This window comes from Agrococcus sp. HG114 (genome assembly GCF_024723325.1).
Taxonomy (GTDB): domain Bacteria; phylum Actinomycetota; class Actinomycetes; order Actinomycetales; family Microbacteriaceae; genus Agrococcus.
The window spans coordinates 96,717-120,612 of sequence record NZ_JANQCH010000001.1; the positions used below are offsets into that span (position 1 = coordinate 96,717).

The 23,896-nt window shown below is 72.4% G+C and carries 23 protein-coding genes; 10 read left to right on the forward strand and 13 right to left on the reverse strand.

From position 1 onward, the window contains the following. Positions 1-11: 11 nt before the first annotated feature. Positions 12-1,142: an aromatic acid exporter family protein gene (locus tag NWP09_RS00430; protein ID WP_258273571.1), complete on the reverse strand. Its 1,131-nt coding sequence runs from the start codon at positions 1,140-1,142 to the stop codon at positions 12-14. A gap of 211 nt (positions 1,143-1,353) precedes the next feature. Here NWP09_RS00430 and NWP09_RS00435 point away from each other — a divergent pair, with 211 nt between their 5' ends. Then, positions 1,354-2,163, forward strand: coding sequence for a serine hydrolase (locus tag NWP09_RS00435; protein ID WP_258273572.1), 810 nt, complete (start codon positions 1,354-1,356; stop codon positions 2,161-2,163). Between the two features lie 55 nt (positions 2,164-2,218). Here NWP09_RS00435 and NWP09_RS00440 read toward each other — a convergent pair whose 3' ends face one another. Next, on the reverse strand, positions 2,219-2,410 hold the full coding sequence (locus NWP09_RS00440) for a hypothetical protein (protein ID WP_258273573.1): 192 nt from the start codon (positions 2,408-2,410) through the stop codon (positions 2,219-2,221). Positions 2,411-3,029: 619 nt separating this feature from the next. Here NWP09_RS00440 and NWP09_RS00445 point away from each other — a divergent pair. The 8 genes from NWP09_RS00445 to NWP09_RS00480 all read left to right on the forward strand — a co-directional run bounded on the left by NWP09_RS00445 (position 3,030) and on the right by NWP09_RS00480 (position 10,394). After that, positions 3,030-3,743, forward strand: coding sequence for a FadR/GntR family transcriptional regulator (locus tag NWP09_RS00445; protein ID WP_258273574.1), 714 nt, complete (start codon positions 3,030-3,032; stop codon positions 3,741-3,743). Continuing rightward, a complete protein-coding gene (locus NWP09_RS00450; RefSeq protein WP_258273575.1) occupies positions 3,740-4,606 on the forward strand; it encodes an NAD(P)-dependent oxidoreductase in 867 nt (288 codons plus the stop codon). The genes NWP09_RS00445 and NWP09_RS00450 overlap by 4 nt, the downstream gene beginning before the upstream one ends. A gap of 89 nt (positions 4,607-4,695) precedes the next feature. After that, positions 4,696-6,021, forward strand: coding sequence for an MFS transporter (locus tag NWP09_RS00455; protein WP_258273576.1), 1,326 nt, complete (start codon positions 4,696-4,698; stop codon positions 6,019-6,021). After that, entirely contained in the window at positions 6,018-6,920 is a 903-nt protein-coding gene (locus NWP09_RS00460; protein ID WP_258273577.1) for a transketolase, read from the forward strand. Before NWP09_RS00455 ends, NWP09_RS00460 begins: the two co-directional genes overlap by 4 nt. Further along, positions 6,917-7,927 carry a transketolase family protein gene (locus NWP09_RS00465; protein ID WP_258273578.1) on the forward strand — a complete coding sequence of 337 codons (1,011 nt, stop codon included), beginning with the start codon at positions 6,917-6,919 and terminating at the stop codon, positions 7,925-7,927. Before NWP09_RS00460 ends, NWP09_RS00465 begins: the two co-directional genes overlap by 4 nt. 101 nt (positions 7,928-8,028) lie before the next feature. Continuing rightward, positions 8,029-8,586 carry a hypothetical protein gene (locus tag NWP09_RS00470; protein WP_258273579.1) on the forward strand — a complete coding sequence of 186 codons (558 nt, stop codon included), beginning with the start codon at positions 8,029-8,031 and terminating at the stop codon, positions 8,584-8,586. Continuing rightward, on the forward strand, positions 8,577-9,365 hold the full coding sequence (locus tag NWP09_RS00475) for a hypothetical protein (RefSeq protein ID WP_258273580.1): 789 nt from the start codon (positions 8,577-8,579) through the stop codon (positions 9,363-9,365). The genes NWP09_RS00470 and NWP09_RS00475 overlap by 10 nt, the downstream gene beginning before the upstream one ends. Before the next feature lie 42 nt (positions 9,366-9,407). Further along, complete coding sequence (locus NWP09_RS00480) at positions 9,408-10,394, forward strand: Gfo/Idh/MocA family protein (protein WP_258273581.1); 987 nt, start codon at positions 9,408-9,410, stop codon at positions 10,392-10,394. A 117-nt stretch (positions 10,395-10,511) separates the two neighbouring features. Here NWP09_RS00480 and NWP09_RS00485 read toward each other — a convergent pair whose 3' ends face one another. Further along, positions 10,512-10,799, reverse strand: coding sequence for a DUF2277 domain-containing protein (locus tag NWP09_RS00485; RefSeq protein WP_258273582.1), 288 nt, complete (start codon positions 10,797-10,799; stop codon positions 10,512-10,514). Between the two features lie 153 nt (positions 10,800-10,952). On the opposite strand from NWP09_RS00485, the gene NWP09_RS00490 reads away from it, so the two are divergent. Next, complete coding sequence (locus NWP09_RS00490; protein ID WP_258273583.1) at positions 10,953-12,641, forward strand: HNH endonuclease signature motif containing protein; 1,689 nt, start codon at positions 10,953-10,955, stop codon at positions 12,639-12,641. 15 nt (positions 12,642-12,656) lie between these two features. On the opposite strand, the gene NWP09_RS00495 is transcribed toward NWP09_RS00490, so the two are convergent. From NWP09_RS00495 to NWP09_RS00540, 10 genes are read right to left on the reverse strand one after another with little or no spacing between them, the layout of a single operon-like run. Beyond that, on the reverse strand, positions 12,657-13,502 hold the full coding sequence (locus tag NWP09_RS00495; protein WP_258273584.1) for a transglutaminase family protein: 846 nt from the start codon (positions 13,500-13,502) through the stop codon (positions 12,657-12,659). After that, complete coding sequence (locus tag NWP09_RS00500; protein ID WP_258273613.1) at positions 13,499-14,428, reverse strand: alpha-E domain-containing protein; 930 nt, start codon at positions 14,426-14,428, stop codon at positions 13,499-13,501. Before NWP09_RS00500 ends, NWP09_RS00495 begins: the two co-directional genes overlap by 4 nt. Beyond that, on the reverse strand, positions 14,428-16,068 hold the full coding sequence (locus tag NWP09_RS00505; protein WP_258273585.1) for a circularly permuted type 2 ATP-grasp protein: 1,641 nt from the start codon (positions 16,066-16,068) through the stop codon (positions 14,428-14,430). The genes NWP09_RS00500 and NWP09_RS00505 overlap by 1 nt, the downstream gene beginning before the upstream one ends. A 53-nt stretch (positions 16,069-16,121) precedes the next feature. Next, positions 16,122-17,717: a xylulokinase gene (locus NWP09_RS00510; protein WP_258273586.1), complete on the reverse strand. Its 1,596-nt coding sequence runs from the start codon at positions 17,715-17,717 to the stop codon at positions 16,122-16,124. Further along, entirely contained in the window at positions 17,714-18,436 is a 723-nt protein-coding gene (locus NWP09_RS00515) for an L-ribulose-5-phosphate 4-epimerase (protein WP_258273587.1), read from the reverse strand. Before NWP09_RS00515 ends, NWP09_RS00510 begins: the two co-directional genes overlap by 4 nt. A gap of 17 nt (positions 18,437-18,453) precedes the next feature. Next, positions 18,454-19,323 (reverse strand): sugar phosphate isomerase/epimerase, encoded by an 870-nt coding sequence (locus NWP09_RS00520; RefSeq protein WP_258273588.1) that lies wholly within the window; start codon positions 19,321-19,323, stop codon positions 18,454-18,456. A 21-nt stretch (positions 19,324-19,344) separates the two neighbouring features. Continuing rightward, positions 19,345-20,115 carry a class II aldolase/adducin family protein gene (locus NWP09_RS00525; RefSeq protein WP_258273589.1) on the reverse strand — a complete coding sequence of 257 codons (771 nt, stop codon included), beginning with the start codon at positions 20,113-20,115 and terminating at the stop codon, positions 19,345-19,347. Next, positions 20,112-21,245 (reverse strand): ABC transporter permease, encoded by a 1,134-nt coding sequence (locus NWP09_RS00530; protein ID WP_258273590.1) that lies wholly within the window; start codon positions 21,243-21,245, stop codon positions 20,112-20,114. The genes NWP09_RS00525 and NWP09_RS00530 overlap by 4 nt, the downstream gene beginning before the upstream one ends. Continuing rightward, entirely contained in the window at positions 21,242-22,255 is a 1,014-nt protein-coding gene (locus NWP09_RS00535; protein ID WP_258273591.1) for an ABC transporter permease, read from the reverse strand. The genes NWP09_RS00530 and NWP09_RS00535 overlap by 4 nt, the downstream gene beginning before the upstream one ends. Further along, positions 22,252-23,808 (reverse strand): sugar ABC transporter ATP-binding protein, encoded by a 1,557-nt coding sequence (locus tag NWP09_RS00540; RefSeq protein ID WP_258273592.1) that lies wholly within the window; start codon positions 23,806-23,808, stop codon positions 22,252-22,254. Before NWP09_RS00540 ends, NWP09_RS00535 begins: the two co-directional genes overlap by 4 nt. Positions 23,809-23,896: the final 88 nt, after the last annotated feature.

Consider the following 23,896-nt stretch of genomic DNA (forward strand, 5'->3'; position numbering starts at 1 on the left):
CGCGACGGCGGCTACCGCTCTCGCTCCGGTGCGCTCGGCGCCGCCGCGTGGTCGATGCGGCTGCGGATCGCGCGCAGCGCGAAGACGACCGCGGCGACCCCTGACTCGGGGCGCGCGCGGGTGACCACCTGCTCGTAGAGCGCGTCGATCGCCCGACCCGACGCATCCGACGCCTGCTCGACGCCGTCGAGCTCCTCCCACGCGCGCAGGTGCTCGGCGAGCCCCTCGACCGCGTCGGCGGCGAGCCGCCGCTCGTCGGCGTCGATGCTCACCTCGACCGGTGTCGCCCACGCGGCGCCGGCGAGCGCGTCGAGCACGTCGATCGCCCGGTGCACGACCGCCCGGAGCGCCGCGACCGCATCGGCGTCGCGCTCGACGTCGTGCGGGCGGAAGCGGGCGCGCGGGTTCAGCTTGCGGCTGTCGCGGGCCTCCTGCACCTCGTGGTCGAGCTGCTCGACCCAGCTCTCGAGCTCGGGGCCCCAGGCAGCCCAGTCCTCGCGCTCGGGCGGCCAGTCGCCGCGCAGGGTCTCGGCGAGCTCGTCGAAGCGGTCGGCGAGGTCGAGCACCGAGGTGTTGATGCGGTCGTGGGCGGTGCGGTCGCGCAGCGGCGGGCGGGCGAGCGCGTTCACGAGCACGCCGACGACGAGCCCGAGCGTGAACTGGCCGACGTAGCCGAGGGCGTAGCCGTCGGGGTCGGCGCCGCCGAAGAGGATGACCAGAACCGCTACGACCGGCACGACGCTCGCGCCGATCCCGAGCGTCGCGGCGCCCTGCAGCACGACGCCGACAGCGCCGATGATGCCGATCTTCGCGAGCGCGGGGATCTCGATCCACAGCATCGAGAGGCCCAGCGCGGCGCCGAGCACGAGGCCGAGCGCCTGCTGGAAGGCGGCGCGCGCGATCGTGAAGAAGGTCGTGCCGACGGTGATGAACGCGCCGAGCGGTGCCGCGTACGCGTACTCGGCGAGGTCGCCCGGCAGCAGCGATCCGAGGCCGAGCGCGATCATCGCGGCGAGCGCGGTGCGCACGGCGGTCGCGATGCGGTCGGGCGGGAGCCACCGGTAGAGGGCGCGCTTCGCCTTGGGCGCCGCCCTCGCGCCGGCGCCGCCGACCGCGTCGGCGAACGAGGAGGTGCGGCCCATGCGCTCACGGTAGCCGCCGCGACTGTCCGCGGGCGCGGCGCTCGTCGCGCACGGCAGCGCGGGCGGATGCCCGGAGTGCGCATGCGCGAGGGCTCCTTGGGGACGCACCGCGGAGTCCCGCTCGCTTCCCGCCGGCCTAGACTCGCGGCCAGCGCGCGCCCGCGCCCGCTGCCTGCCGCCCGCCCCGTGCCCGACCGTCGATGGAGACGCGATGACCGCGACGCATCCGCCCCTCACCGCGGCGGCGACGTGGTCGGTGCTCGTGCGGGATGCGGCGACCGGTGAGGTGCTGCTCGAGCGCGCGCCCGAGGCGCAGCTGTCGGCTGCGTCGGCGCCGAAGCTGCTGCTGCTCGTCGCGTGCGCGGTGCTCGCGGAGCGGGGCGAGCTCGACCTCGCGGAGCCGCTCGATCGCTCGCGCGTCGAACCGGTCGGCGACTCAGGTCTGTGGCAGCACCTCGCCCAGCAGACGCTCGCCGTCGGCGACGCGGCGATGCTCGTCGGCGCCGCGAGCGACAACCTCGCGACGAACGCGCTGCTCGACCGCATCGGGCTGGATGCGGTCGGTCGCGTCGCCGCGGAGCTCGGCATCCAGGGCGTGCGGCTCCACGACCGCGTGCGCGACGTGCGCCGTGCGGGGGATCCCCCGCGGCTCGGCACCGCCTCGGCAACCGGACTCGTGGACCTGCTCGCGCGGCTCGAGTCGCGCAGCCTCGGCTCGGCCGCCGCGAGCGAGCGCGTGCTCGGGTGGATGCGGCACTCGCTCGACCTGAGCATGGTGGCGTCGGCGTTCGGGCTCGATCCGCTGTCGCACGGGGTGGGCGACGCGCGGCCGGCAGTGCTGAACAAGACGGGCACCGACGCGGGCGTCCGCGTCGACGCGGGGCTCGTGCGCGGGCGGCGCCGGGTGCTCGCCTACGCGGCACTCGCCAACTGGCCGGCTGCCGACGCCGCCGGCGTCGCGGGTGTCCTGCGCGACATGCGCACGATCGGCCACGCCGTGGCTGCTGCTCTCGAGGACTAGTGGCGGAACGAGCAGCTGGGCCGACCCCGGAGGGACGGCCCCGCTGTTGCTGCGCTCATCGCAGCATGCTGAGCGCGAGCGCGTCGAGGGCGCGCTGCTCGCGAGCGGCGACTGCGCGCTCGTAGGCCTCGGCCTCTCGTCGCAGCGACTCGTCGTGCTGGGGCTTCAGCGCCCAGCGCTCGAGCTGCCGCGATGCGTTCAGCGCGAACCGGCGAGGAGCCGGCAGCACCAACATCGAGTTCGACATGATGATCTGCTTTCTGGCATGGCGATATCGCCCTGTTCGAGGGCGTGCGATATCGCAGGATGAATTGCGTGGAGAATGCGCGCGCGATGGCATCGGAGAATGCATTCGGATGCGCGAGGTGCGGCGGGCGCAGAGCGCTCGGCCCGAGGGCCGGACGCCGTGCGATCGCCGCGCAGCAGCGTGCGGTGCAAGGAGGAGACGCAGGGCTCAGAAGCCTGCTGTGGCCTGGCGAGTGCAGATCACGGATGACCTGCGAGCCGTCGGCCCGTGCGCTCCGCCGCTAGCGGACCCCGCCTGCGAGGAGGGCGTCAGCGGCAATCGTGGTGGTCATGAACATCGCGAGCTCTCCTTTCTGCTAGGCGTGGAAGTTCGCGGTCACGAAGGTATAACGACGACACGCCCGAGTGCAAGCCCTATCTGGACATTTCTTCGAGCTCGGATGCGCGAGTTCGCTCTGGGGGACATAAGCCTCCGGAGTCGGCCCTCGCAGCATCCGCCGCTCAGTCGCCCGAGCCGATTGGTTGGACCAATGTTGACAGCCGGCCATCCGTGTCGTAGCGTCCTGCTCATTGGTCGAACCAATCCGGTGCGACCGCTCGACGAGGAGAGGAGGGAGCCCGTGCACGACACGCTCGAGGCCTTCGCGATGCAGCTCATCGACCTCTCGAACCCCGAGCCCGACGGCTCCCGGCGCCTCGTCCCCGAGCGCGAGCTCTGCGCGCGCCTCAACGTGAGCCGCGGCGCGCTGCGCGAGCGCCTCTCGCAGCTCGAGTACATCGGCGTGCTCTCGCGGCGGCAGGGCCACGGCACCTACCTGCAGGCACCGGGCCCCGATGTCATCCGCACCTACTTCACGACGGTGCGCGCCCTCGGGTTCCTCGACTCCGCGGCGATCGCCGAGGCCCGCGAGATGCTGGAGACCGTCGTCGCCGTCCAGGCCGCTCGCCGCGCCACCCCTGCGGACGCCGAGCGACTGCGACAGCTCGTCGACGAGATGGTCGCGTGCACCGCTGCGGACGACCACGACGCGGCGACGGAGGCCGACCTCGCGTTCCACGCTGGCCTGTTCCGGATCGTCGACAACCCCGTCTTCACGATGGTGCACTCCGGCCTCGCGCACGCGCTGCAGCAGGCCATGCACGAGCGCCGCCGCCGCGCGATCGCAGCGGAGTCCCCCGACGCCGAGGGCCGCACCGCCACCGACACCATCCACTACCCGATCGTCGACGCGATCGCGGCGAACGATCCCGACGCCGCGCGCGACGCGATCCGCAGGCACTTCGAGATCCACTCGCTCATCACGCTCGACCAAGCCGAGGAGGCCTCCGCGTGACCACCAGCTCCCCCGCCGTCTTCGTCGGCCTCGGCGCGATCGGCTCCCCCATGTCGCAGCGGCTGGCGGCCGCAGGCTTCGGCGTGACCGGCGTCGATCCCTTCGAGGTCGCTCGCGAGCGCGCCGAGCAGGCCGGCATCCGCGCCGTCGCGTCGATCGCCGAGGCCCCCGCCGAGGGTCCGGTCATCGTCATGGTCGCCACCCCCGACCAGCTCGACGCGCTCGTCGACGAGGCGACCGCAGCATCCGTCGCCGCCGGGCGCGTCTGGGTCGTCATGTCGACCGTGGGGCCGGATGCGGTGCGGCGCGCGGGCGAGCGGCTGACGACCGCGGGCGCCCGGGTCGTCGACGCGCCGGTCACCGGCGGCGTCGCGCGCGCGGTCACGGGCGAGCTCATCGTCTTCGCGGCCGGCGCCGACGCGGAGCTCGCCGAGGTCGCACCGCTGCTCGCGCCGCTCGGCACCGTGCGCGTCGTCGGCTCGGAGCTCGGCCAGGGGCAGGCGATCAAGGTCGTCAACCAGCACCTGTGCTCCGTGCACATCGTCGCGGCCGCGGAGGCGCTCGCGCTCGGCGAGGCGCTCGGGCTCGAGAAGGCGGATGTGCTCGACCTCGTCGCGGGCGGCGCCGCCGGCAGCTGGATGCTCTCGGACCGCGGGCCCCGCATGCTCCTCGGCACCGATGCGCCCGTGACGAGCACGGTCGGCATCTTCGTGAAGGACTCCGGCCTCGTCGCGGAGGCGGCCGAGTCCGTCGGCGCCGCCGTCCCGGTCCTCGCCGCAGCCCGTGAGCGCTACCTGCTCGCCGCATCCGCCGGCCTCGAGCGCCGCGACGACAGCCGCGTGATCGAGACCTACCAGCACTAGTCCCCCATCCGACGTCCGCCGGCAGCAGCCGGCGGCGATCCGTGGTGCCGCGATCGCGGCGCCGCTCCCAGACGCTTCGAGGAGGAAGCATGTCCAGCAGCTCGCCTGCGGTCGCGGCCAAGCGCGACAACCCCGCGAAGGTCTCCTTCGCATCGATGATCGGCACGGCCGTCGAGTCGTACGACTCCTTCATCTACGGCACGGCCGCCGCCGCCTACTTCGGCACGGTGTTCTTCCACGCCGAGAACGAGTTCGTCGGCGTCCTCGCGTCGTTCGCGTCGCTCGCGGTCGGCTTCCTGTTCCGCCCGCTCGGCGGCTACCTGGCCGGGCACTTCGGCGACCGCATCGGCCGCAAGGCCGTGCTGCTCTGGTCGCTCATCATCATGGGCGTCGCGACCATGGCGATCGGCATGCTGCCGACCTACGCGGTCGTGGGCATCGCGGCGCCGATCATGCTCATCCTCCTGCGCATCATCCAGGGCATCGCGTTCGGCGCCGAGTGGGGCGGCGCGGTGCTCATGGCCGTCGAGCACGCCCCCGCGCGCCGTCGCGGCTTCTTCGGCGCCGTGCCGCAGATCGGCATCCCCGCCGGTCTGCTGCTCGCGAACGGCACGATCCTCGCGACGAGCGGCCTGCCCGGCGACTGGGCCTGGCGCGTGCCCTTCCTGCTGTCGATCGTCATGGTCGCGATCGGCTTCTTCATCCGCCTCAAGATCTCGGAGTCGCCCGCGTTCGAGAACGTGAAGGCGGCAGGCGAGATCCGTCGCCAGCCGGCGCTTGACGTCATCCGCACCGAGTGGCGGTCGATCCTGCGCATCATCGCGCTGCGCCTCGCCGAGACGGGCGGCTACTACGTGACGACCGCGTTCGCGCTCTCCTACGTCGTGCTCGCCGGCATCACCGACAAGAACGACGTGCTCATCGGCACGCTCGTCGGCTCGGCGCTCGGGCTCGGCAGCCACCTCGCGTTCGGCGCCCTCAGCGACCGCATCGGCCGCAAGCGCGTCTTCCTCATCGGCTCCGTCTTCACGATCCTGTTCGGCATCCCGATGTTCCTGCTCATCAACACCGGCTCGCTCATCATGGTGATCGTCGCCGTCGCACTCGCGCTGCTGCTGAGCCACGACCCGATCTTCGCCGTCGAGTCGAGCTGGTTCTCCGAGCTCTTCCCCGCCCACCTGCGCACCTCGGGCATCTCGCTCGGCTACAACGGCGCATCCATCGTCGCCGGCCTGCTGCCGTTCATCGCGACCGCGCTGTTCGGCTGGATCGGGTGGATGGGCCCCGCGCTGCTGTTCGTCGCGCTCGGCGTGATCTCGACGCTCGCAGCGCTCAGCGCTCGCGAGACGGCGCCTGCGATCGTCGGCGACGCCGCTCCCGCGACGACCGCATCGAGCGAGCGGGTGCTCGCATGACGGCCGCTCCCACCGTGACGCGCGAGGCCGGCCGAGTCGGCCGCGACCGCGCGCAGCGCATCCGCGCCATCCAGGAAGCGGCCTACCGCGCGCGGCACCACGCGATCGACATGGGCGAGGTGCAGGGCCAGGGCTACGTCGGGCAGGCGCTCGGCTCGGCCGACATGCTCGCGGCCGTGTACGCGGACCAGCTGCGCTTCGATCCGGCCGACGAGCACTGGGAGGAGCGCGACCGCTTCCTCCTCTCCACTGGGCACTACGCGATCGGCCTCTACGCGGCCCTCGCCGAGGCGGGCATCGTGCCCGTCGAGGAGCTCGTGACGTACGCGGCCGACGACTCGCGGCTGCCGATGTCGGGCATGGCGTCGTACACGCCCGGCATGGAGATCTCGGGCGGCTCGCTCGGCCACGGCCTGACCGTCGCGGTCGGGATGGCGCTCGGCCTGCGGCTGCAGGGGCGCACCGAGCAGCGCGTCATCAACTTCCTCTCCGACGGCGAGCTCGACGAGGGCTCGACGTGGGAGGCGGCGATGGGCGCGGCGCACCACCGGCTCGGCAACCTGACGGCACTCGTCGACATGAACGCGCTCCAGGCCGACGGTCCGACGGCGAGCGTGCTGCGCATCGAGCCGGTCGAGGAGAAGTGGCGCACGTTCGGCTGGCACGCCGTGCGCGTCGACGGGAACGATCCGGCCGCCCTCATCGACGCGTTCGACGAGTGCGAGGCGCTACGAGCCGCCGTGGGGCAGCCGCAGGTCATCATCTGCGACACGAAGGTCGGCAAGGGCGTGCCCCTGCTCGAGCAGCGCGAGAAGGCGCACTTCATGCGCATCGAGGAGCACGAGTGGCAGATCTGCCGCGACCAGCTGACCGCCGGCTACGAGGAGGACGACCGATGAGCGCGACCGCTCCCGTGCAGCGCTTCGAGCGCAAGGGGCCCAGCACGAGCGCGATGATCGCGTCGATCGCCGACGCCGATCAGCGCACCGACAGCGCGCCGTTCGGGCACGCGCTCGCGGCGGCCGCCGAGGAGGACCAGCGGATCGTCGGGCTCACCGCCGATCTCGGCAAGTACACCGACATGCACATCTTCGCGCAGGAGCATCCCGAGCGCTTCTTCCAGATGGGCATGAGCGAGCAGCTCCTCTTCGGCGCCGCCGCGGGCATGGCGGAGACCGGGCTCATCCCTTTCGCGTCGACGTACGCGGTGTTCGCTGCCCGTCGGGCGTACGACTTCATCGCGCTCGACATCGCGGAGCCGAACCTCAACGTGAACGTCGTTGGCGGGCTGCCGGGGCTCACGACGGGGTACGGGCCGAGCCACCAGGCCACCGAGGACGTCGCGATCTTCCGCGGGCTGCCGAACCTGACGATCGTCGACCCGTGCGACGCCGTCGACCTCCGGCAGGCGGTGCCGCAGCTGGCCGCGCACGAGGGCCCGACCTACCTGCGGCTCCTCCGCGGCAAGGTGCCGGTCGTGCTCGACGAGTACGACTACTCGTTCGAGCTGGGCAAGGCGAAGGTGCTGCGCGGCGGCGCCGATGTCGTGTTCGTCTCCTCGGGGCTGATGACCATGCGCGCGCTGCAGGCGGCGGATGCGCTGGCGGCCCACAAGGTCGACGTGGCGGTCGTGCACTCCCCCACGATCAAGCCGTTCGACGCTGAGACGGTGCTCCGGGAGATCGACACCCCGCGCCTCGCGGTGACGCTCGAGAACCACACCGTCGTCGGCGGGCTCTTCTCTGCAGTCGCCGAGGCGGCCGCACGGCGCGGGCTCGGCAAGCGCATCGTGCCGATCGGACTGCCCGACGAGTTCATCGATGCGGGTGCGCTGCCGACGCTCCACCACCGCTACGGCCTGTCGAAGGACAGCATCGTCGAGCGCGTGCTCTCCGAGCTGGGCTGAGCACCCCCGCCCCGCTGGGTGGCCCGCGCGCGCATCGTGGGCCACCCAGCGCCTGTGGAGAGCTGCCTCACTGGTCTGGTGGGTTCCCGTAGCCTGCCCGCATGATCCGAAGGCTGGGCAGCGCTGCGGCGCTCGCGTCTGTCGCTGCTCTTGTGCTCGTCGGTTGCTCACCGCCTCAACAGACGCCGGGCTCCACTCCTGCTGAGCGAACGCCCTCGCCCGACAGCGTCGACATTGAGCAGGAAGCGCGCCAAGGGTGGGACCGGTATCAAGAGCGACTTGCCGAGCTGGGCGCAGACCCAGCGTCGGCTGACATCGACGCCCTGCGGGACGTCGCTGAACCCGCCCACGCCGAGTTTCTCGCCGACAACTTCCGCGAGGCCGCCGACCGACGTATCCACACAGAGGGAAAGCGAGAAACGACGGAGTTCGCGGTAGTTGATGCGTCGGCTGCCCCGGAGCGGGTCGAAGCAGCAGCGTGCGTCGACCTCACCGGCGAGCGCGTGATCGGCGACGAAGGCCTGGAGATCGTCGATTCAGAGAGGCCCGCACTGGAAGCGGTGTCCGTCACGCTGGTGACCCGCGCAAGCGAGCGGGGCTTCTTCGTGGAGAGCGTGACGGCATTCGACGACAGCGCGGCCGCGGATCCATGCGCGTAATCATGTGCGTCGCCGCGGCAGTGCTGACCGCACTCGCCTCGGCCGCTGACGACGATCCGCCAGAGGTGGGTTTCTTCGGCGGCTCAACACTGGAGGTGGCCGGCGATCGCCTCGTGCCGGGCACTTCACCAGGGACTAAGCGCCTGACGTCGGAAGACTGGGCAGCCGCATGGCAGGCGTACTTGGCCGCTCGCTTCGAAGACTGCGTCGACGCGGCGACGCCGGGACTCGCGCGATGTGACGTTGTGGTTGTTGACCGCCGGCCGGGGGCGACAGCGCCCGCGCCGGCCATCGACCCGATCACGATGAGCGACCTTGCTGCGTTCCGCCCGATCGTCGGCCAGCTGGTCGTGGAGCCCGATGGGTGGGGCGTCGTGGACACGCCGACCAACTTTTACGCGACTGCCGAGTCGCACACGATGGACGGCGAGCTGTTCGACGTACCGATCCAGGTGCGGTGGACCCCCACGTCATACGTCTTCGACTACGGCGACGGCACGTCCGAGACGAGCAGCGCATCCGGCACCGCCTGGCAAGGACCTGAGGAGTCGTGGACCGAGACGGCCACGAGCCACACGTACGCGTCGCGCGATGACGTGACTGCATCCGTCACCGTCGTCTTCACGGCGGAGGTGAACGCAGGCGGCGGGTGGTTCGCGGTATCAGGCACGCTGGCCGTGCAAGCGCCCAGCGTGGGGGTGAAGGTGTTCGAGGTGGGGACCGTGCTGACCGACGGCGACTGCATGGCGAACCCGTCGGCAGCCGGCTGTGGCGGCTGACGCTCGCCCCGCTCGGAGGCGAGCGCTCGTAGAGTCGCCGGCATGAACGAGTCCACGCCCGGCTGGGGCATCCTCGGCGCCGGCGGAATCGCCGGCGGGTTCGCGAAGGACCTCGCGATCGGCGGACACCGCGTCGCCGCGGTCGGCAGTCGAGACGGCGACCGTGCGCGGGCATTCGCCGAGCGGCACGGGATCCCGCGAGCGCACGCCGGCTATGAGGCTCTCGTCGCCGACCCCGACGTCGACGTCGTGTACGTCGCGACACCGCACTCGCATCACCGCGAGCACGCGCTGCTCGCGATCGACGCCGGCAAGCACGTGCTCGTCGAGAAGGCCTTCACGACGACCGGCGACGACGCGCAGGCGATCGCCGACGCCGCCCGCGCGAAGGGCATCTTCGCCATGGAGGCGATGTGGACCCGCTTCCTGCCCACGATGGTCGCGGTGCGCGAGCGGATCGCCGCCGGAGATCTCGGTGAGGTCGTCAGCGTCACCGCCGACCATTCGCAGATGCTCGATCTCTCCCCCGGCAGCCGCATGATCGAGGCGGCGCTCGGCGGCGGCGCCCTGCTCGACCTCGGCGTCTACTGCATCTCGCTCGCGCACGCGCTGCTGGGGCCCGTCGAGGCGGTGCAGGCGTCAGGCCACGTCGACGAGTACGGCGTCGACCACCGGGGCGCGGTGATCCTCGAGCACCAGGGCGGCGGCATGTCCACCCACACCTTCTCGATGACGACGCTCGGCTCGAACCGGGCGACGATCGCCGGCACCGAGGGCGTCATCGAGCTCGACCCCGCCTTCTACTCGTGGACGCGTTATCGGCGACGCCACGCATCCGCCCACACGACCGCGGTCGAGGAGTTCGAGCCGCAGCTCGTGGGGCGCGGCATGCAGTTCCAGGCCTTGGAGGTCGAGCGCTGTATCGCCGATGGCCGCCTCGAGAGCCCGCTCATGCCGCTCGACGAGTCGGTCGCGATCATGCGGGTCATGGACGACGTCGCGGCGGCCATGCGGATGCGCCGCGGCTGAGCGCGCCTCCGGCGACGGCACGGGGTTCCAACCAGCGACGGGCGGCTTCCGCCGGTGCGCGCGCGAGCGACCATCACCGTCGCGCGGCGCCGGCGCCGGCGCACCAGCTGACTCCAGTCAGCGGGCGGCGAGTGCCGCCTCACGCTCCGCGATCCGAGCGCGCACTTCCGGCCGACGGAGCGGCGGCAGCGTCTTCGGCGGCTGGCGGCGGTCGGGCAGGTCCTCGAGCAGGTGCTGAGTGATGTGCGCCACCTCGGCGACGGCGCGCTCGAACGCCTCACGCGTGCGGTCGGTCGGATGCGTGATCCCCGAGACCTTGCGGATGTACTGACGGGCGGCCGCCTCGATCTCCTCGTCGTTCGCGGCTGGCTCGAGGCCGCGGAGCTCGGTGATGTTCCTGCACATGGCGGTCACGGTAATCGCTCTCGTCGGGCTGCGGCAGAGGCGTGTCCGGTTGTCCACAGGCGCTCGAGCGAGGGCACCCGATGTCAGTGGTGCTCGCTACTGTGTTCGCAACGAACGTTCGAAGATGGTCGGTCGCGAAGGAGCGGAGCGCGCATGGCGATGGTGGAAGCGGCTGCAGCAGCGGTCGATGCCGCCCGCGTCGCGTTCGCCGACCAGGCGGCGCTGTCCCGAGCCACGCCCCAGGAGGTCGTCGACCTGCTCGCGCTCACGGCCGAGCTGAGCCGCCTGGTCGATGCGCAGCGCGTGCGCCTCGCTGGCGCGATCGCCGAGCGCTCGCATGGGTCCGACGACGACGCGCTCTCCGACGGGTTGGGCGCTCGACACGCTCGAGAAGCGGTCGGCAAGGCGTTCGGGCTGCGGGTCCGCGAAGCGGCCGACCTGCTCTCGCTCGCCGCGGCGACATCCTCGGCCTGCAGCATCACCGGCGAGAGCATCGCGGTCCCGTTCCCTCAGGTGGGCGCCGCGCTCGACGCCGGTGCGATCTCGCTCTCGCAAGCGCGAGCGATCGTCAGCACGCTCGCGCCGGCCGCCCCGCGCGCCGACCTCGGCCAGCTCGCCTGGGCGGAGCGCTGCCTCGTCGACGAGGCCACGCACCCCGAGCGGCGGCTCGTGCCCGAGCTGCTGCAGACGCAGGCGCAGGCGTACGTCGCCGTGCTCGACCCCGACGGCGTGCTGCCTGACAGCGAGCGACAGCGCGCCATGCGGTCGCTCCGCATCACGCAGCTGCCCGACGGCAGCTGGCGCACCGTCGTCCACTCCCCTGCCGAAGACGGAGCCGCGCTCAAGACCGCGCTGGATGCGTTCACCGCGCCGCGCGTCGTGCGGTTCCGTGACGAGCAGGCCGAGAGCGACGCCGGCGAGCCCGCGGACCGGTCAGTAGCGGACACCGCCGCGTCCGGGGACCCGACGGCGCCTGCCGACGACCGGTCGCCGCAGCAGAAGCGCCACGACGCGCTCATCGCGATGGTGGAGGCGCACGTCGCTTCCGGCGGTGCGCCGGTTGCGGGCGGAGAGGTGCCACGGCTCGTCCTCACCGGCACGATCGAGGCGTTCGACGCATACCTGCGAGGCGTCGAGCACCCTGACCGGTCTCTCGAGATCGAGCACACCGGATCCATGGTGCCCATCGAGACGATCGACCGGCTGCTGTGCGACGGCGTCGTGCAGCGGGCCGTGACCGACAGCAAGGGGCACGTGCTCGACCTCGGTCGCACCGTGCGCCTGTTCACCCAGGCGCAGCGTCGAGCGCTCGCGGCGGAGTACGGCGGCTGCGCGACTCCGGGCTGCGGCTTCCCCGTCGCGTGGACGGAGGCGCACCACGTCGTCTGGTGGGAGCGCGGCGGTAAGACGGACACCGCCAACGGCATCCTGCTCTGCAGCCACTGCCACCACGAGGTGCACCGCGGCCGACTGGTGGTCATCGGGCAGCCGGGCGACTGGCGCGTCGTCCCGCAGCTGCGGCCGAGCGATCCCTACGCGCGCACGTCCCGTGCCGCAGCCCCGCCGCGCGAGCCCCAGCGGGCGACCGCCGTGGCGGCGTCGGCCCCGCCACCGCTCGCGGTCCGCATTCCCGAGCCCATCAGGCCCATCGCTTCGGTGAGAGTCGGCGTGCTCCCGCAGATCGAGCCACCACCCATGGCGTCGAAGCAGCATGCGCCGGGCTCGGCCGTCTCCATCGAGGTGCGGCTGCGCCGACGGGCGTCGACGCGCGGCCGATCGGGTCCGCACACGCGGGCGCTCGACCTCCTCGGCCCACCGCGCCGCGTCGTCATGCGCGCGTGACGGGAACCCGACGGCCTACGACTCCTTCGTGATCTCCACCGACACGAACAGCTGGCTCTTGCCCGCTCCCGCGTACACGCCGCGCAGCGGCGGCACGTCGTTGTAGTCCCGGCCGAGTCCCACCTTGACGTGTCGCTCGCCGATGTCGATGAGGTTCGTCGGATCCCACGCATCCCACTCGCCCGTGAACCACTCGACCCACGCGTGCGACTCGCCCCGGATCGTCTCGCCGATCACCGGCTCCCGCTTCGGGTGCAGGTAGCCGGAGACGTAGCGCGCCGGGATCCCCACCGAGCGCAGCGCACCGATCGTGATGTGCGCGATGTCCTGGCACACGCCCTTGCGGTTCGGCCAGGCCTCCGAGGCGAGCGTGTGGACGTGCGTGACGCCCGACATGTACTCCATCTCCTCGCCGACCATGCGGGCGATCGCGGCGGCTGCGATGCCCGGCGTCTCCGACGCATCCGCGATCTCCCGCGACGCCGTCACCAGATCGGCCGACGGCCGCGTGCGCACCGTCTGCCCGAGCTGCTCGACGTGCTGGGTCGCGCGCGACGCGACCTTCTCGAGCTGCTCCCACGTCAGGTCGTGGCCGCCCTTGATGCGCGGGCGCACCTCGACGAGGCTCGTCGCGGTCAGCTGCAGCTCGGTGTGCGGCGCGAGCACGTCGAACGAGACGACCTTCGTGCCCCAGTAGTCCTCGTAGGTGTTGATCGAGGTGTTCGGGCGGATGTCGAGGTTCGAGTAGATGACGAACTGCCCGTCGCTCGTCGACGGCAGCATGCGCGACTCGTTGTACGACGCGACGGCCGGCCGCTCGTAGCGGTAGCCGGTGGTGTGGCGGATGCGGAGCCGGCTCACGAGGCCTCCCTCGTCCAGGCGGGCAGGTTGTGGGTCGGGAAGTAGCGCTCCCGCACCGCGTGCGAGACCGCGGTCGTCGTCGTCTGCACCTTGTCCATCACGGTCGGCAGGTTCTCGATGATCTCCTGGATGGGCGTGAACTCGAGCTCCGCGCGGATCTGGCCGAGCATCCGCTGGGCCGGGTCGACGTAGCCGACCCGATCCTGCCGCGGCTCGATGTCGTGCAGGCACGCCTCGGCGCCCCGCACCGAGAAGAGGATCGAGCGCGGGAAGAGCCGGTCGAGCAGCAGGAACTCCGCCGCGTTCGTCGACGACGGCACGCCCCGGTAGGTGCGCAGGTACGCCTCGTACGCGCCGACGGAGCGGAGGATCGTCGTCCACGACGGGCCCGACGCCTCGGTGAGCGCGCGCGTCGCGAGCAGGCGGGCGACCATGTCGGCGCGCTCGATGAAGCGGCCGAGGTTGAGGAAGCTCCACGCGTCGTCGCGGCTCGCGGTCGAGTCGGCCATGCCGCCCGCGAGCGCCGCGCGCTCGCGCACCCAGCCGAACATGACGTGCACCTGCTCGGGGCTCACGCGCCGCGGCATGTTCGCGTACGTGGAGTTGAGCACCTCCCACAGCTCGGTCGAGATGATCTCGCGAGCGCGACGGGCGTTCTCGCGCGCCGCGTTCACCGAGTACGCGATCGACGCAGGCTGGGTGCGGTCGGTCGCGAGGGTGTTCACGACGTCGACGCGCGTGAGCTTGCGCTCCGGCGGGGCGTCGTGGCCCATGACGCCGAGCAGCGCGCGGCACGCGGTGTCCTCGTCGACCGCGACGTCCTCGAGCAGCAGCTGGAGGTAGACGTCGAGGATGCGCGCGGTGCCGTCGGCGCGCTCGATGTACCGGCCGATCCAGAACAGGCTCTCGGCGATGCGGGAGAGCATCATCGGCGCTCACCTCCGGTCTGCTGCTGCTGCTCGGCCTGCTTGGTCTTCGATCGCGGCGCGTCCTGCGGCGACTGGTCCTGCGGATGCTCGTGGCCCGCGACGACGGGGACGGGCCGGGTCATCGGCTCCCCGGACGCGCCGAACTCCGCGTCGTGATCGATCGGCGGCAGCTGCTCGCGCGCGCCCGCGATGACCCACGTGTCCTTCGAGCCGCCGCCCTGCGAGGAGTTGACGACGAGCTGCCCCTCGGGGAGCGCGACCCGGGTGAGCCCGCCCGGCAGCACCCAGACATCCTTGCCGTCGTTGACGGCGAACGGCCGCAGGTCGACGTGCCGGGGCCGCATGCCCTCGTCGACGAGCGTCGGGATGGTCGAGAGCTGCACGACGGGCTGCGCGATCCAGCCGCGCGGGTCGTCGAGCAGCCGCTGCTTGAGCGCCTCGAGCTCCTCCGGCGTCGCGTCGGGACCGACGACGAGGCCCTTGCCGCCCGAGCCGTCGACGGGCTTCACGACGAGCTCGTGCAGGCGGTCGATGACCTCCTCGAGCGCGCCCGGATCCTCGAGCCGCCACGTGTCGACGTTCTTGAGGATCGGCTCCTCCGACAGGTAGTAGCGGATGAGATCGGGCACGTACGTGTAGACGAGCTTGTCGTCGGCGATGCCGTTGCCGACGGCGTTCGCGATCGTGACGTTGCCGAGCCGCGCGGCGAGCATGAGGCCGGGGCTGCCGAGCATCGAGTCGGCGCGGAACTGCAGCGGGTCGAGGTAGTCGTCGTCGACGCGGCGGTAGATGACGTCGACGCGCGCCGGCCCCTCGGTCGTGCGCATGTAGACGCGGCCGCCGCTCGTGAACAGGTCGCGGCCCTCGACGAGCTCGACGCCCATGAGGCGCGCGAGCAGCGTGTGCTCGAAGTACGCCGAGTTGTAGACGCCGGGCGTGAGCACCACGACGCGCGGGTCGTCGACGCCCGCGGGCGCGGCGGCGCGCAGCGCGTAGAGCAGCTTGTCGCAGTAGTCGCCGACCGGGCGCACCCGCATCGACGCGAACATCTCCGGCAGCGTCTGCGCGATGACGCGGCGGTTCGAGATCACGTAGCTCACGCCCGAGGGGACGCGCACGTTGTCCTCGAGCACGCGCCACTCCCCGAGCTCGTCGCGGATGAGGTCGATGCCCGAGACGTGGATGCGCACGCCGTTCGCGCCGACGACGCCGGCCGCCTGGCGATGGAAGTGGGTGGATGTGCTGATGAGCTTCGCGGGGATGATGCCGTCCTCGACGGCGCGCTGCGGGCCGTACATGTCGGCGAGGAACGCCTCGAGCGCCCGGACCCGCTGCTGCACGCCCGACTCGACGTGCTTCCAGTCCTCCGCGGTGATGATGCGGGGGATCGCGTCGAGCGGGAACGGCCGCTCCTCCCCCGCGAAGTCGAACGTGACGCCCTGCGCGAGGTAGGAGGTCGCGAGCGCATCGGCGCGAGCTCGGAGGTCCTCCTTCGTCAGCTCGGAGAGCGCGTCGTACAGCGGCTTGTACGGACCGCGGGCGACGCCCTTGCTCTCGAACATCTCGTCCCACGGCTTGCCCTCGCGCTTCCTCGGCGTCGCGAAGGGCTTGTCGTAGTCGTCGAAGAGATCGCCCATGGTCGCGAGCCTACTGGCGCTCCGCGGGGCGATCCTGCGAGGCGCGGCCGGGCTCAGAGCGCCTCGACCGCCGCCGCTTCGACCGCGAGGCCGGCGCGGTAGCGCTCGAGGTAGGCGGCGAACCCGGCCACGTCGTCGGGGTCCGGCTCGAGCGTCGACTGAGCGGCGCCCGCGAAGACGACGGCGTCGAGGTAGTCGGCGAGGCCGGGCGCGTCGCCCGCTCGGGCCGCCTTCGCGAACGCGGCGAGGACCGCGACGCCCCACGCGCCGCCCTCGGATGCCGTCTCCCCCACGGAGACCGGCGCTCGCAGGGCGCCGGCGAGGAACCGCTGCGCGACCCCTGCAGTGCGGAACATCCCGCCGTGGGCGTGCATGCGGTCGAGCCGCACACCCTCCTCGTCGAGCACGCGCATGCCGAGCGCGAGCGTCCCGAACGCGCCGTAGAGGTGCGCGCGCATGAGGTTCGCGAGCGTCAGCCGGCTCTCCGGCGTGCGCACGAGCAGCGGCCGGCCCTCGTCGAGGCCCGCGATCGGCTCCCCCGCGACGTGGTTGTAGGCGAGCAGGCCGCCCGCGTCGGGCTCGCCCGCGAGCGCCTCGCGGAAGAGCGCGTCGAACGCGGCGTCGTCGTCGACGGGCGCACCGGCGGCGGCGGCGAACCGCGAGAACACCTGCACCCACGCGGCGAGCTCGCTCGCGCCGTTGTTGCAGTGCACCATCGCGACGGGATCCCCCGCGGGCGTCGCGACGAGGTCGAGCTCGGCGTGGACGCGCTCGAGCGGCCGCTCGAGCACGACCATCGCGAAGATGCTCGTGCCGGCGCTCACGTTGCCCGTGCGGGGCGCGACGGCGTTCGTCGCGACCATGCCGGTGCCCGCATCGCCCTCCGGCGCGCACAGCGGCGCGCTCGGCAGCAGCCGGCCGCTCGGGTCGAGCAGCAGCGCGCCCTCCCGCGTCAGCTCGCCCGCGGGCTCCCCCGCGCGCAGCACCGTCGGCAGCAGCGCCGCGACGCTCGCGACCGGCAGCCGGTCGCCCGCGACGGCGTCGTAGCGGGCGATGAGCGCCGGGTCGTAGCCGCGCCCCGCCGCGTCGAGCGGGAACATGCCGGATGCGTCGCCCACGCCGAGCACGGCACGGCCGGTGAGCGCGCGGTGCACGTAGCCGGCGAGGGTGGTGATCGAGCGGACGCGCGGCACGTGCGGCTCCTCGTCGAGGATCGCCTGGTGCAGGTGCGCGATCGACCAGCGCAGCGGGATGTTGACTCCGAACGCCTCGGTGAGGTCGGCCGCGGCGCGGCCGGTCGAGGTGTTGCGCCACGTGCGGAACGGCGCGAGCAGCTCCCCGGCCTCGTCGAAGGCGAGGTAGCCGTGCATCATGCCCGAGACGCCGATCGCCCCCACCTCGCGCACGTCGGCGCCGTGCCGGGCGAGCGCGTCGTCGCGGAGCGCCGCGAACGCGGCCTGCACGCCGGCCCAGGCGTCGTCGAGCGCGTACGTCCACGTGCGGTCCTCGAAGCGGTTCTCCCACGCGTGCGAGCCGACCGCGAGCACGCGCGCCGGGTCGGCGGCGTCGACGAGGCATGCCTTGATGCGCGTCGAGCCGAGCTCGATGCCGAGCGCGGTGCGGCCCGCGGCGATCGCCTCGGCGCTCATCGCTGCTCCCGCTCCTGCGGCTCCGGCGCCCGCTGGCCGTAGACGTGCTGGTATCGCTCGTGCAGCCGGTCGACATCCGCCGGCGAGATCGGGATGAGCGGCCCCGCCTCGCGGGCGAGGTGGACGGTGCGGGCGACGTCCTCGACCATGACCGCCGCCTTCACCGCATCCCGCGCCGTGCTGCCGATCGTGAACGGGCCGTGGTTCTGCATGAGCACCGCCCGCGAGCGGTGCTCGCGGAGCGTCGCGACGATCCCGCGGCCGATCGAGTCGTCGCCGATGATCGCGAAGGGCCCGACCGGGATCGGCCCGCCGAACTCGTCCGCCATCGCGGTGAGCACGCACGGGATCTCCTCGCCGCGGGCCGCCCACGCGGTCGCGTAGGCCGAGTGCGTGTGCACGACCCCGCCGACCTCGGGCATGTGGCGGTAGACGTACGCGTGCGCGGCCGTGTCGCTCGACGGGCTGCCCTCGCTGCCGGCCGTGCCCGGCACGACGGCGCCGTCGAGGTCGCACACGATCATGCGATCGGGCGACAGCTCGTCGTAGTCGACGCCCGAGGGCTTGATGACGAACAGCTCCGTGCCGGGCACGCGGCCGGAGACGTTGCCGCCCGTCCACACCACGAGCCCGTAGCGCACGAGCTCGCGGTGCAGGCGCGCGACCTCCTCCCGCACGGCGTCGACCGCACGGAGCGTCGTCGCGTCGAGCGTGGCCATGGCCGGTTCCGGCATGCTCAGTGGAGCGCGATCGTCTCGACCGAGCGCAGCTGGTCGCGGATGAAGCGGTTCGCGTGCGCCGCGAGGTCGGCGGAGTCGTCCCAGAGGTTCCGCCAGATCCCGAGCGTGTTCGAGAGCGACTCGGAGACGACGGCGCTCGAGAACGACTCGAAGACGATCGGCCCGTCGTAGCCGAGCCGCGCGAGGCCGCGGAAGAACGAGCCGAAGTCGACCGAGCCGGTGCCGAGGTAGCCGCGGTGGCTCTCGCCGATGTGCACGTAGCGCAGCCGCTCGCCCGCGTCGAGCACGGGCTCGAGCATCCCCGACTCCTCGATGTTCATGTGGTACGTGTCGAGGTGCAGGTGCACGTTGTCGTGGCCGATCTCCTCGAGGAAGCGCAGGCCCCCGCGCGCGGTGTTCGCGATGTTCGTCTCGTAGCGGTTGACGATCTCGAGCGACAGGGTGACGCCGGCGGCCGCGGCCCGGTCGCCGAGGCGGCGGAGCGCCGCAGCGGAGTTCGCGCGCCCCGCCTCGGTCGCCGGCTGCAGGTACTTCTGCATCGCCGAGTAGATGACGCCGCACAGGTGCTGCCCGCCCGCCTCGGCCACGACGTCGATCGCGCGCTCGAGCAGCGTCTCGCCCTCGCGGCTCACCGCGGCGTCCTCGCTCGAGAGGTCGTGGGCGGCGTCGAGGCCGAGGCTCGAGGTCATCGCGACGCCGTGGTCGTCGAGCATGCGGCGCACGAGGGCGCCGTCGATCGCGAACGGATCCATGAGCGGCAGCTCGAGGAGGTCGAAGCCCGCCGCCTGGGTGCCGGCGATGGCCTGCTCGAGGCCCGCCTCGTCGAACGTGCCGGTGAAGACGAGGCCGTGGACGCCGATCTGCATGAGTGCTCCTTCGCTGGGTGGCTATCGCGCCGCGTCGAGGATCGCGCGGCGCACGTGCTCGTCGTCCCGGCCGTCGATGCGGTCGAGGACGTCGTCGGGCAGGAAGGCCGGCTCGCCCACCGCGAGCGCGCCGACGAGGATGCGAGCGACCTTGTCGGCCATCTCGGTGATGCGGAGGCACTCCCCGGGGCTCGCGCCGATCGCGAAGATGCCGTGGTTGCGCATCCAGACGACCTTCGGGAGCGCCCCGTGCCGGTCGGCGAACGCCGTCAGCTCGTCGCGCATGCGCCGGCCGAGGCTCAGGCCCGGGTCGACGTAGGGCACGACGAGCGAGCGGGTGCCGAGCACGACGATCTGGTCGGGGAAGAGCGCCCCGGCGGCGAGCAGCTCGGCGCGGTCCGAGCAGAGCACGGCGTTCGCGGCGATCGGATGCGTGTGGCACGCGGCGCCCGCGCCGGAGCTCAGCACGACGGCGTGGAGGAGCGCCTCGACGCTCGGCCGCTTCGCCGCCGGGTCGACGCGCGAGGCCAGGAGCGCCTCGGCGACGCGCGCGTCGCCCGCGCCGCCCTCGAACGCGGTCGGGTCGTCGAGCAGCTCGAGGATCGGCGCGAAGCGGCACTCGACGAGGTCGTCGGGCCCCGACGCCGCGAGCGACGATCCGGTCGCCTTCACGAGCATCCGCTCGTCGTCGAGCTTCGCTGAGACGTTGCCCTCCGCGAGGATCACGAGCTCGCGCTGCGGCTCGCCCACGGCGTGCGCGAGCCGCAGCAGCTCGGCGACCGGCTCGGTCACTTCGGCGCCCCGGGCGCGGTCGCGGGCACGGCGAGCCGTGGAGGCGCCCCTGCTTGCCGCCGCCGGATGGTCGCGTTCGAGAGCAGCGAGGCGCCGAGCAGCACGATGCCGAGCGCGAGCAGCTGGGCCTGGGCGCCCTCGTTGCCGGGCACGACGAGCAGGATCGACGCGTTGAGCCACACGATGAGCAGGGCCGCGAGCAGGATGCCGCTCAGCCTGCCGATGCCGCCCGTGATCGCGACGCCGCCGAGCACCGCGATCGTGATCGCGGGCAGCGCCATGCCGCTGCCGCTCGTGCCCGCGTCGGGTCGCGCCGAGGCGAACTGCGCGACGGTGTAGACGCCCACGAGGCCCGAGATGGCGCCCGCCGTGACGTACGCCATCATGCGCGTGCGGCGCGTGTCGATGCCCGCCCACTGCGCGGCGGTGTCGTTCGTGCCGATCGCGTAGAGCTTGCGGCCGTAGGTCGTGCGGTTGAGCACGAACCACGCGACGATCGCGACCGGGATGAGGAAGGTGAACACGCCGAGCGGCACGAGCGGCAGCCCGCCGCCGATCACCGGCAGCTCGACGGCCTTCGCGGCCCCGTAGAACTCCGAGATCTGGGGCCCGGAGATCGGGCGCTGCTCGCTCACGACGAGCGCGATCGACCGGTAGGCGTAGAACGTCGCGAGCGTCGTGATGAGCGCGGGATAGCCGAGGTAGGCGGTGAGCACGCCGTTGATCGCGCCGAGCAGCGCGCCGAAGACGACCGCGAGCACGATCGCGACGAGCAGCGGGAGGCCTGCCTGCTGGTAGAGCATCGCGAAGACGATGCCGGTGAGCGAGACCATCGAGCCGACCGAGAGGTCGATCCCGCCGCGGCCCGACGTGATGACGAACAGCTCCGCGAGGGCGAGCAGGGCGAGCGGCACGTACGCGATGAGCGTCGAGGCGAGGTAGTCGCTGTTGAAGCGGCCGCTCGTGAGGCCGACCGCGTCGAGGACCGACATCACGACGACGAGCAGGATGATGAGCGCGAGCAGCAGCACCGCGCGGTCGCGCAGGACGCCCGAGCCGAGCCACTCCCGCACGCGCGACGCCGACTCGGGCCGGCGCCCGTCGACGGGGGTCGTGGTGGTGGCGGTCATGCGCGGCTCCTCCTGGCTCGCTCGCGGATGAGGTCGGTGCCGACGGCGATCAGGATGAAGATGCCGACGAACAGGAACCCGAGCTGGGTGGGCCAGCCGAGCTGGGTGACGCCGGACACGACGGTCTGCACGAGGATCGCGCCGAGCAGCGTGCCGACGACGCTGCCGCGGCCGCCGAGGATCGAGGTGCCGCCGATCACGACCGCTGCGATGACCTGGAGCTCCTTGCCCGAGCCGACCGACTGGTCGAGGGTCGAGGTGCCGGTCGCGATGACCATGCACGCCGCGAGCCCCGCGAGCGCGCCGGTGATGAGGTAGACCCACACGAGGCGCGGCTGCACCTTGATGCCCGCGAGGCGGGCGGCGTTCTGGTTGCCGCCGATCGCGTACAGGTTGCGGCCCGCCTTCGCGTAGCGCAGGAACCACCACGCGACGGCGACGGCGAGCACCGCGATCGCGAACGAGTGCGGCACGCCGAGGGTCGAGCCCGCGGCGCCGCGCCCGAAGAACTCGAGGGTCGAGGGGATGCCGTTGACCGTCGAGGAGTTGAACACCCGCAGCCCGAGCCACAGGAAGAGGTTGGCGGTGCCGAACGTGATGATGATCGGATGCACGCGGCCGTAGGCGATCAGCACGCCGTTGAGCGCGCCGAGGGCTGCTCCGATCACGATCGCGAGCGCGACGGCGGCGATCGCCGGCACGTCGTAGCTCACGAGCACGCGCGCCGTCACGACGGCGGAGACCATGATCATGCCCGCGACCGACACGTCGATGCCCGCGGTGATGATCACGAACGTCATGCCGACCCCGATGAGGGCGATCGGCGCGACCTGCACGAGCAGCGGGCCGATCGAGCCGGGCGTGAGGAACGCCGGCGTGAAGAGGCCGAGCAGCACCCACAGCACGGCGAGCACGACGAGCAGCACGACCTCCTGCCCCGTCACGATCGGCGGCAGGATGCGGCGCATGCTGACCGACTGGGGGGCGCGGGCCTCGGTCGCGGTGGTCATCGGTGGTCCTCCTTGACGGGCTCGTCCTCGGCGCCGGCCGCGGCGGCGAGCAGCGCCGCCTGGCTCGCGCTCGGCGGGAACTCCCGCGCGATGCGCCCGGAGCGGAACACGAGGATGCGGTCGGCGATGCGCTGCACCTCCGCGAGGTCGGTCGTGATCACGAGCACGGCCGTGCCGCGCGCGGCGAGGTCGGCGATGATCCGGTGGATCTCCTCCTTCGCCCCGACGTCGACGCCCTGCGTCGGCTCGGCGAGCACGAGGAGCTTCGGCTGCTCGACGATCTGCCGCGCGAGCACCACCTTCTGCGCGTTGCCGCCCGACATCGCGCCGAGCGGCTGCCGCGAGGTCGGGGTCTTGACCGCGAGCCGGCGGATGAGGTCGTCCGCGATGCGGCGCTCCGACGTCGGCGACACCCAGCCGGGCACCCGGCCGAGCAGGCCGAGCGAGCCGACGGTGATGTTGAACGCGATGCTCTGGAAGGAGAAGGAGCCCTGCGACGAGCGGTTCGCGGGGACCATGCGGATGCCGCGGCGCTTCGCGTCGGACGGCGTGCCGGGGTGGCGGTCGCTCCCGGCCGCGCGCATCCGCCCGGTCGTCGCGCGACGCATGCCGTAGACGACCTCGCCGACCTCGGCGGCGCCCGAGCCGATGAGGCCGTAGAGACCGAGCACCTCGCCCTCGCGCACGGTGAGCGAGACGTCGGCGAACGCGCCCTCGAGCGTGAGCGCCTCGAGCTCGAGCACGGGCTCGCCGCGCTCGCTCGGCACGTGCTCGCCCTCCGAGATCGCTCCGCCGACCATGCGCTCGGCGATCTGCCGCACCGAGAGCTGCCCGATCGGCTCGGTCGAGACCGTCTCGCCGTCGCGCATGATCGTGACGGCGTCGGCGATGCGGAACAGCTCGTCGAGGCGGTGGCTGATGTAGATGATGGAGACGCCGTCAGCGGCGAGCCGCCGCACGACGCCGAAGAGCACCTCGATCTCGGCGTCGGTGAGGATGGCGCTCGGCTCGTCGAGGATGAGGATGCTCGCCTGCTCGAGGAGCGCCTTCGCGATCGAGACCTGCTGCTGCTGGGCGATCGAGAGCGCGCCGAGCGGCTGCGAGGCCACGCCGCGGTCGAGGCCGACCGTGTCGAGCAGCTCGAGCATGCGCGGCGCCTGCGCGCGCCAGTCGATCATCGGGCCGCGAGTGATCTCGCGGCCGACGAAGAAGTTCTCGGCCACCGTGAGCTCGGGGAAGAGCTGGGGCTCCTGGTAGACGGTCTGCACGCCGAGGCCGATCGCGTCGGTCGTCGAGCCGATCGAGACGGCCTCGCCCTCGATCGCGATCGTGCCGGTGTCGGCCTGCTCTGCGCCGGCGAGGATCTTGATGAGCGTCGACTTGCCGGCGCCGTTCTCGCCCACGAGCGCGTGCACCGTGCCGGGCATGACGGTGAGGTCGGCGTGGCGGATGGCGCGCACGCCGCCGTAGCGCTTCGAGATGTCGCGCATCTCGAGCCGCGGCGCGGAGTCGCGCCCCGGAGTCGGACGGGCCCGCTGGGCGGTGTCGGTCATGGTGCTCCTCGTCGTCGCGGGCACGGTGGCCTGCGGATGGCCGCGGCCGGGTGGGTGCCGGGGCGCGGCGCGAGCCGCGCCCCGGCGT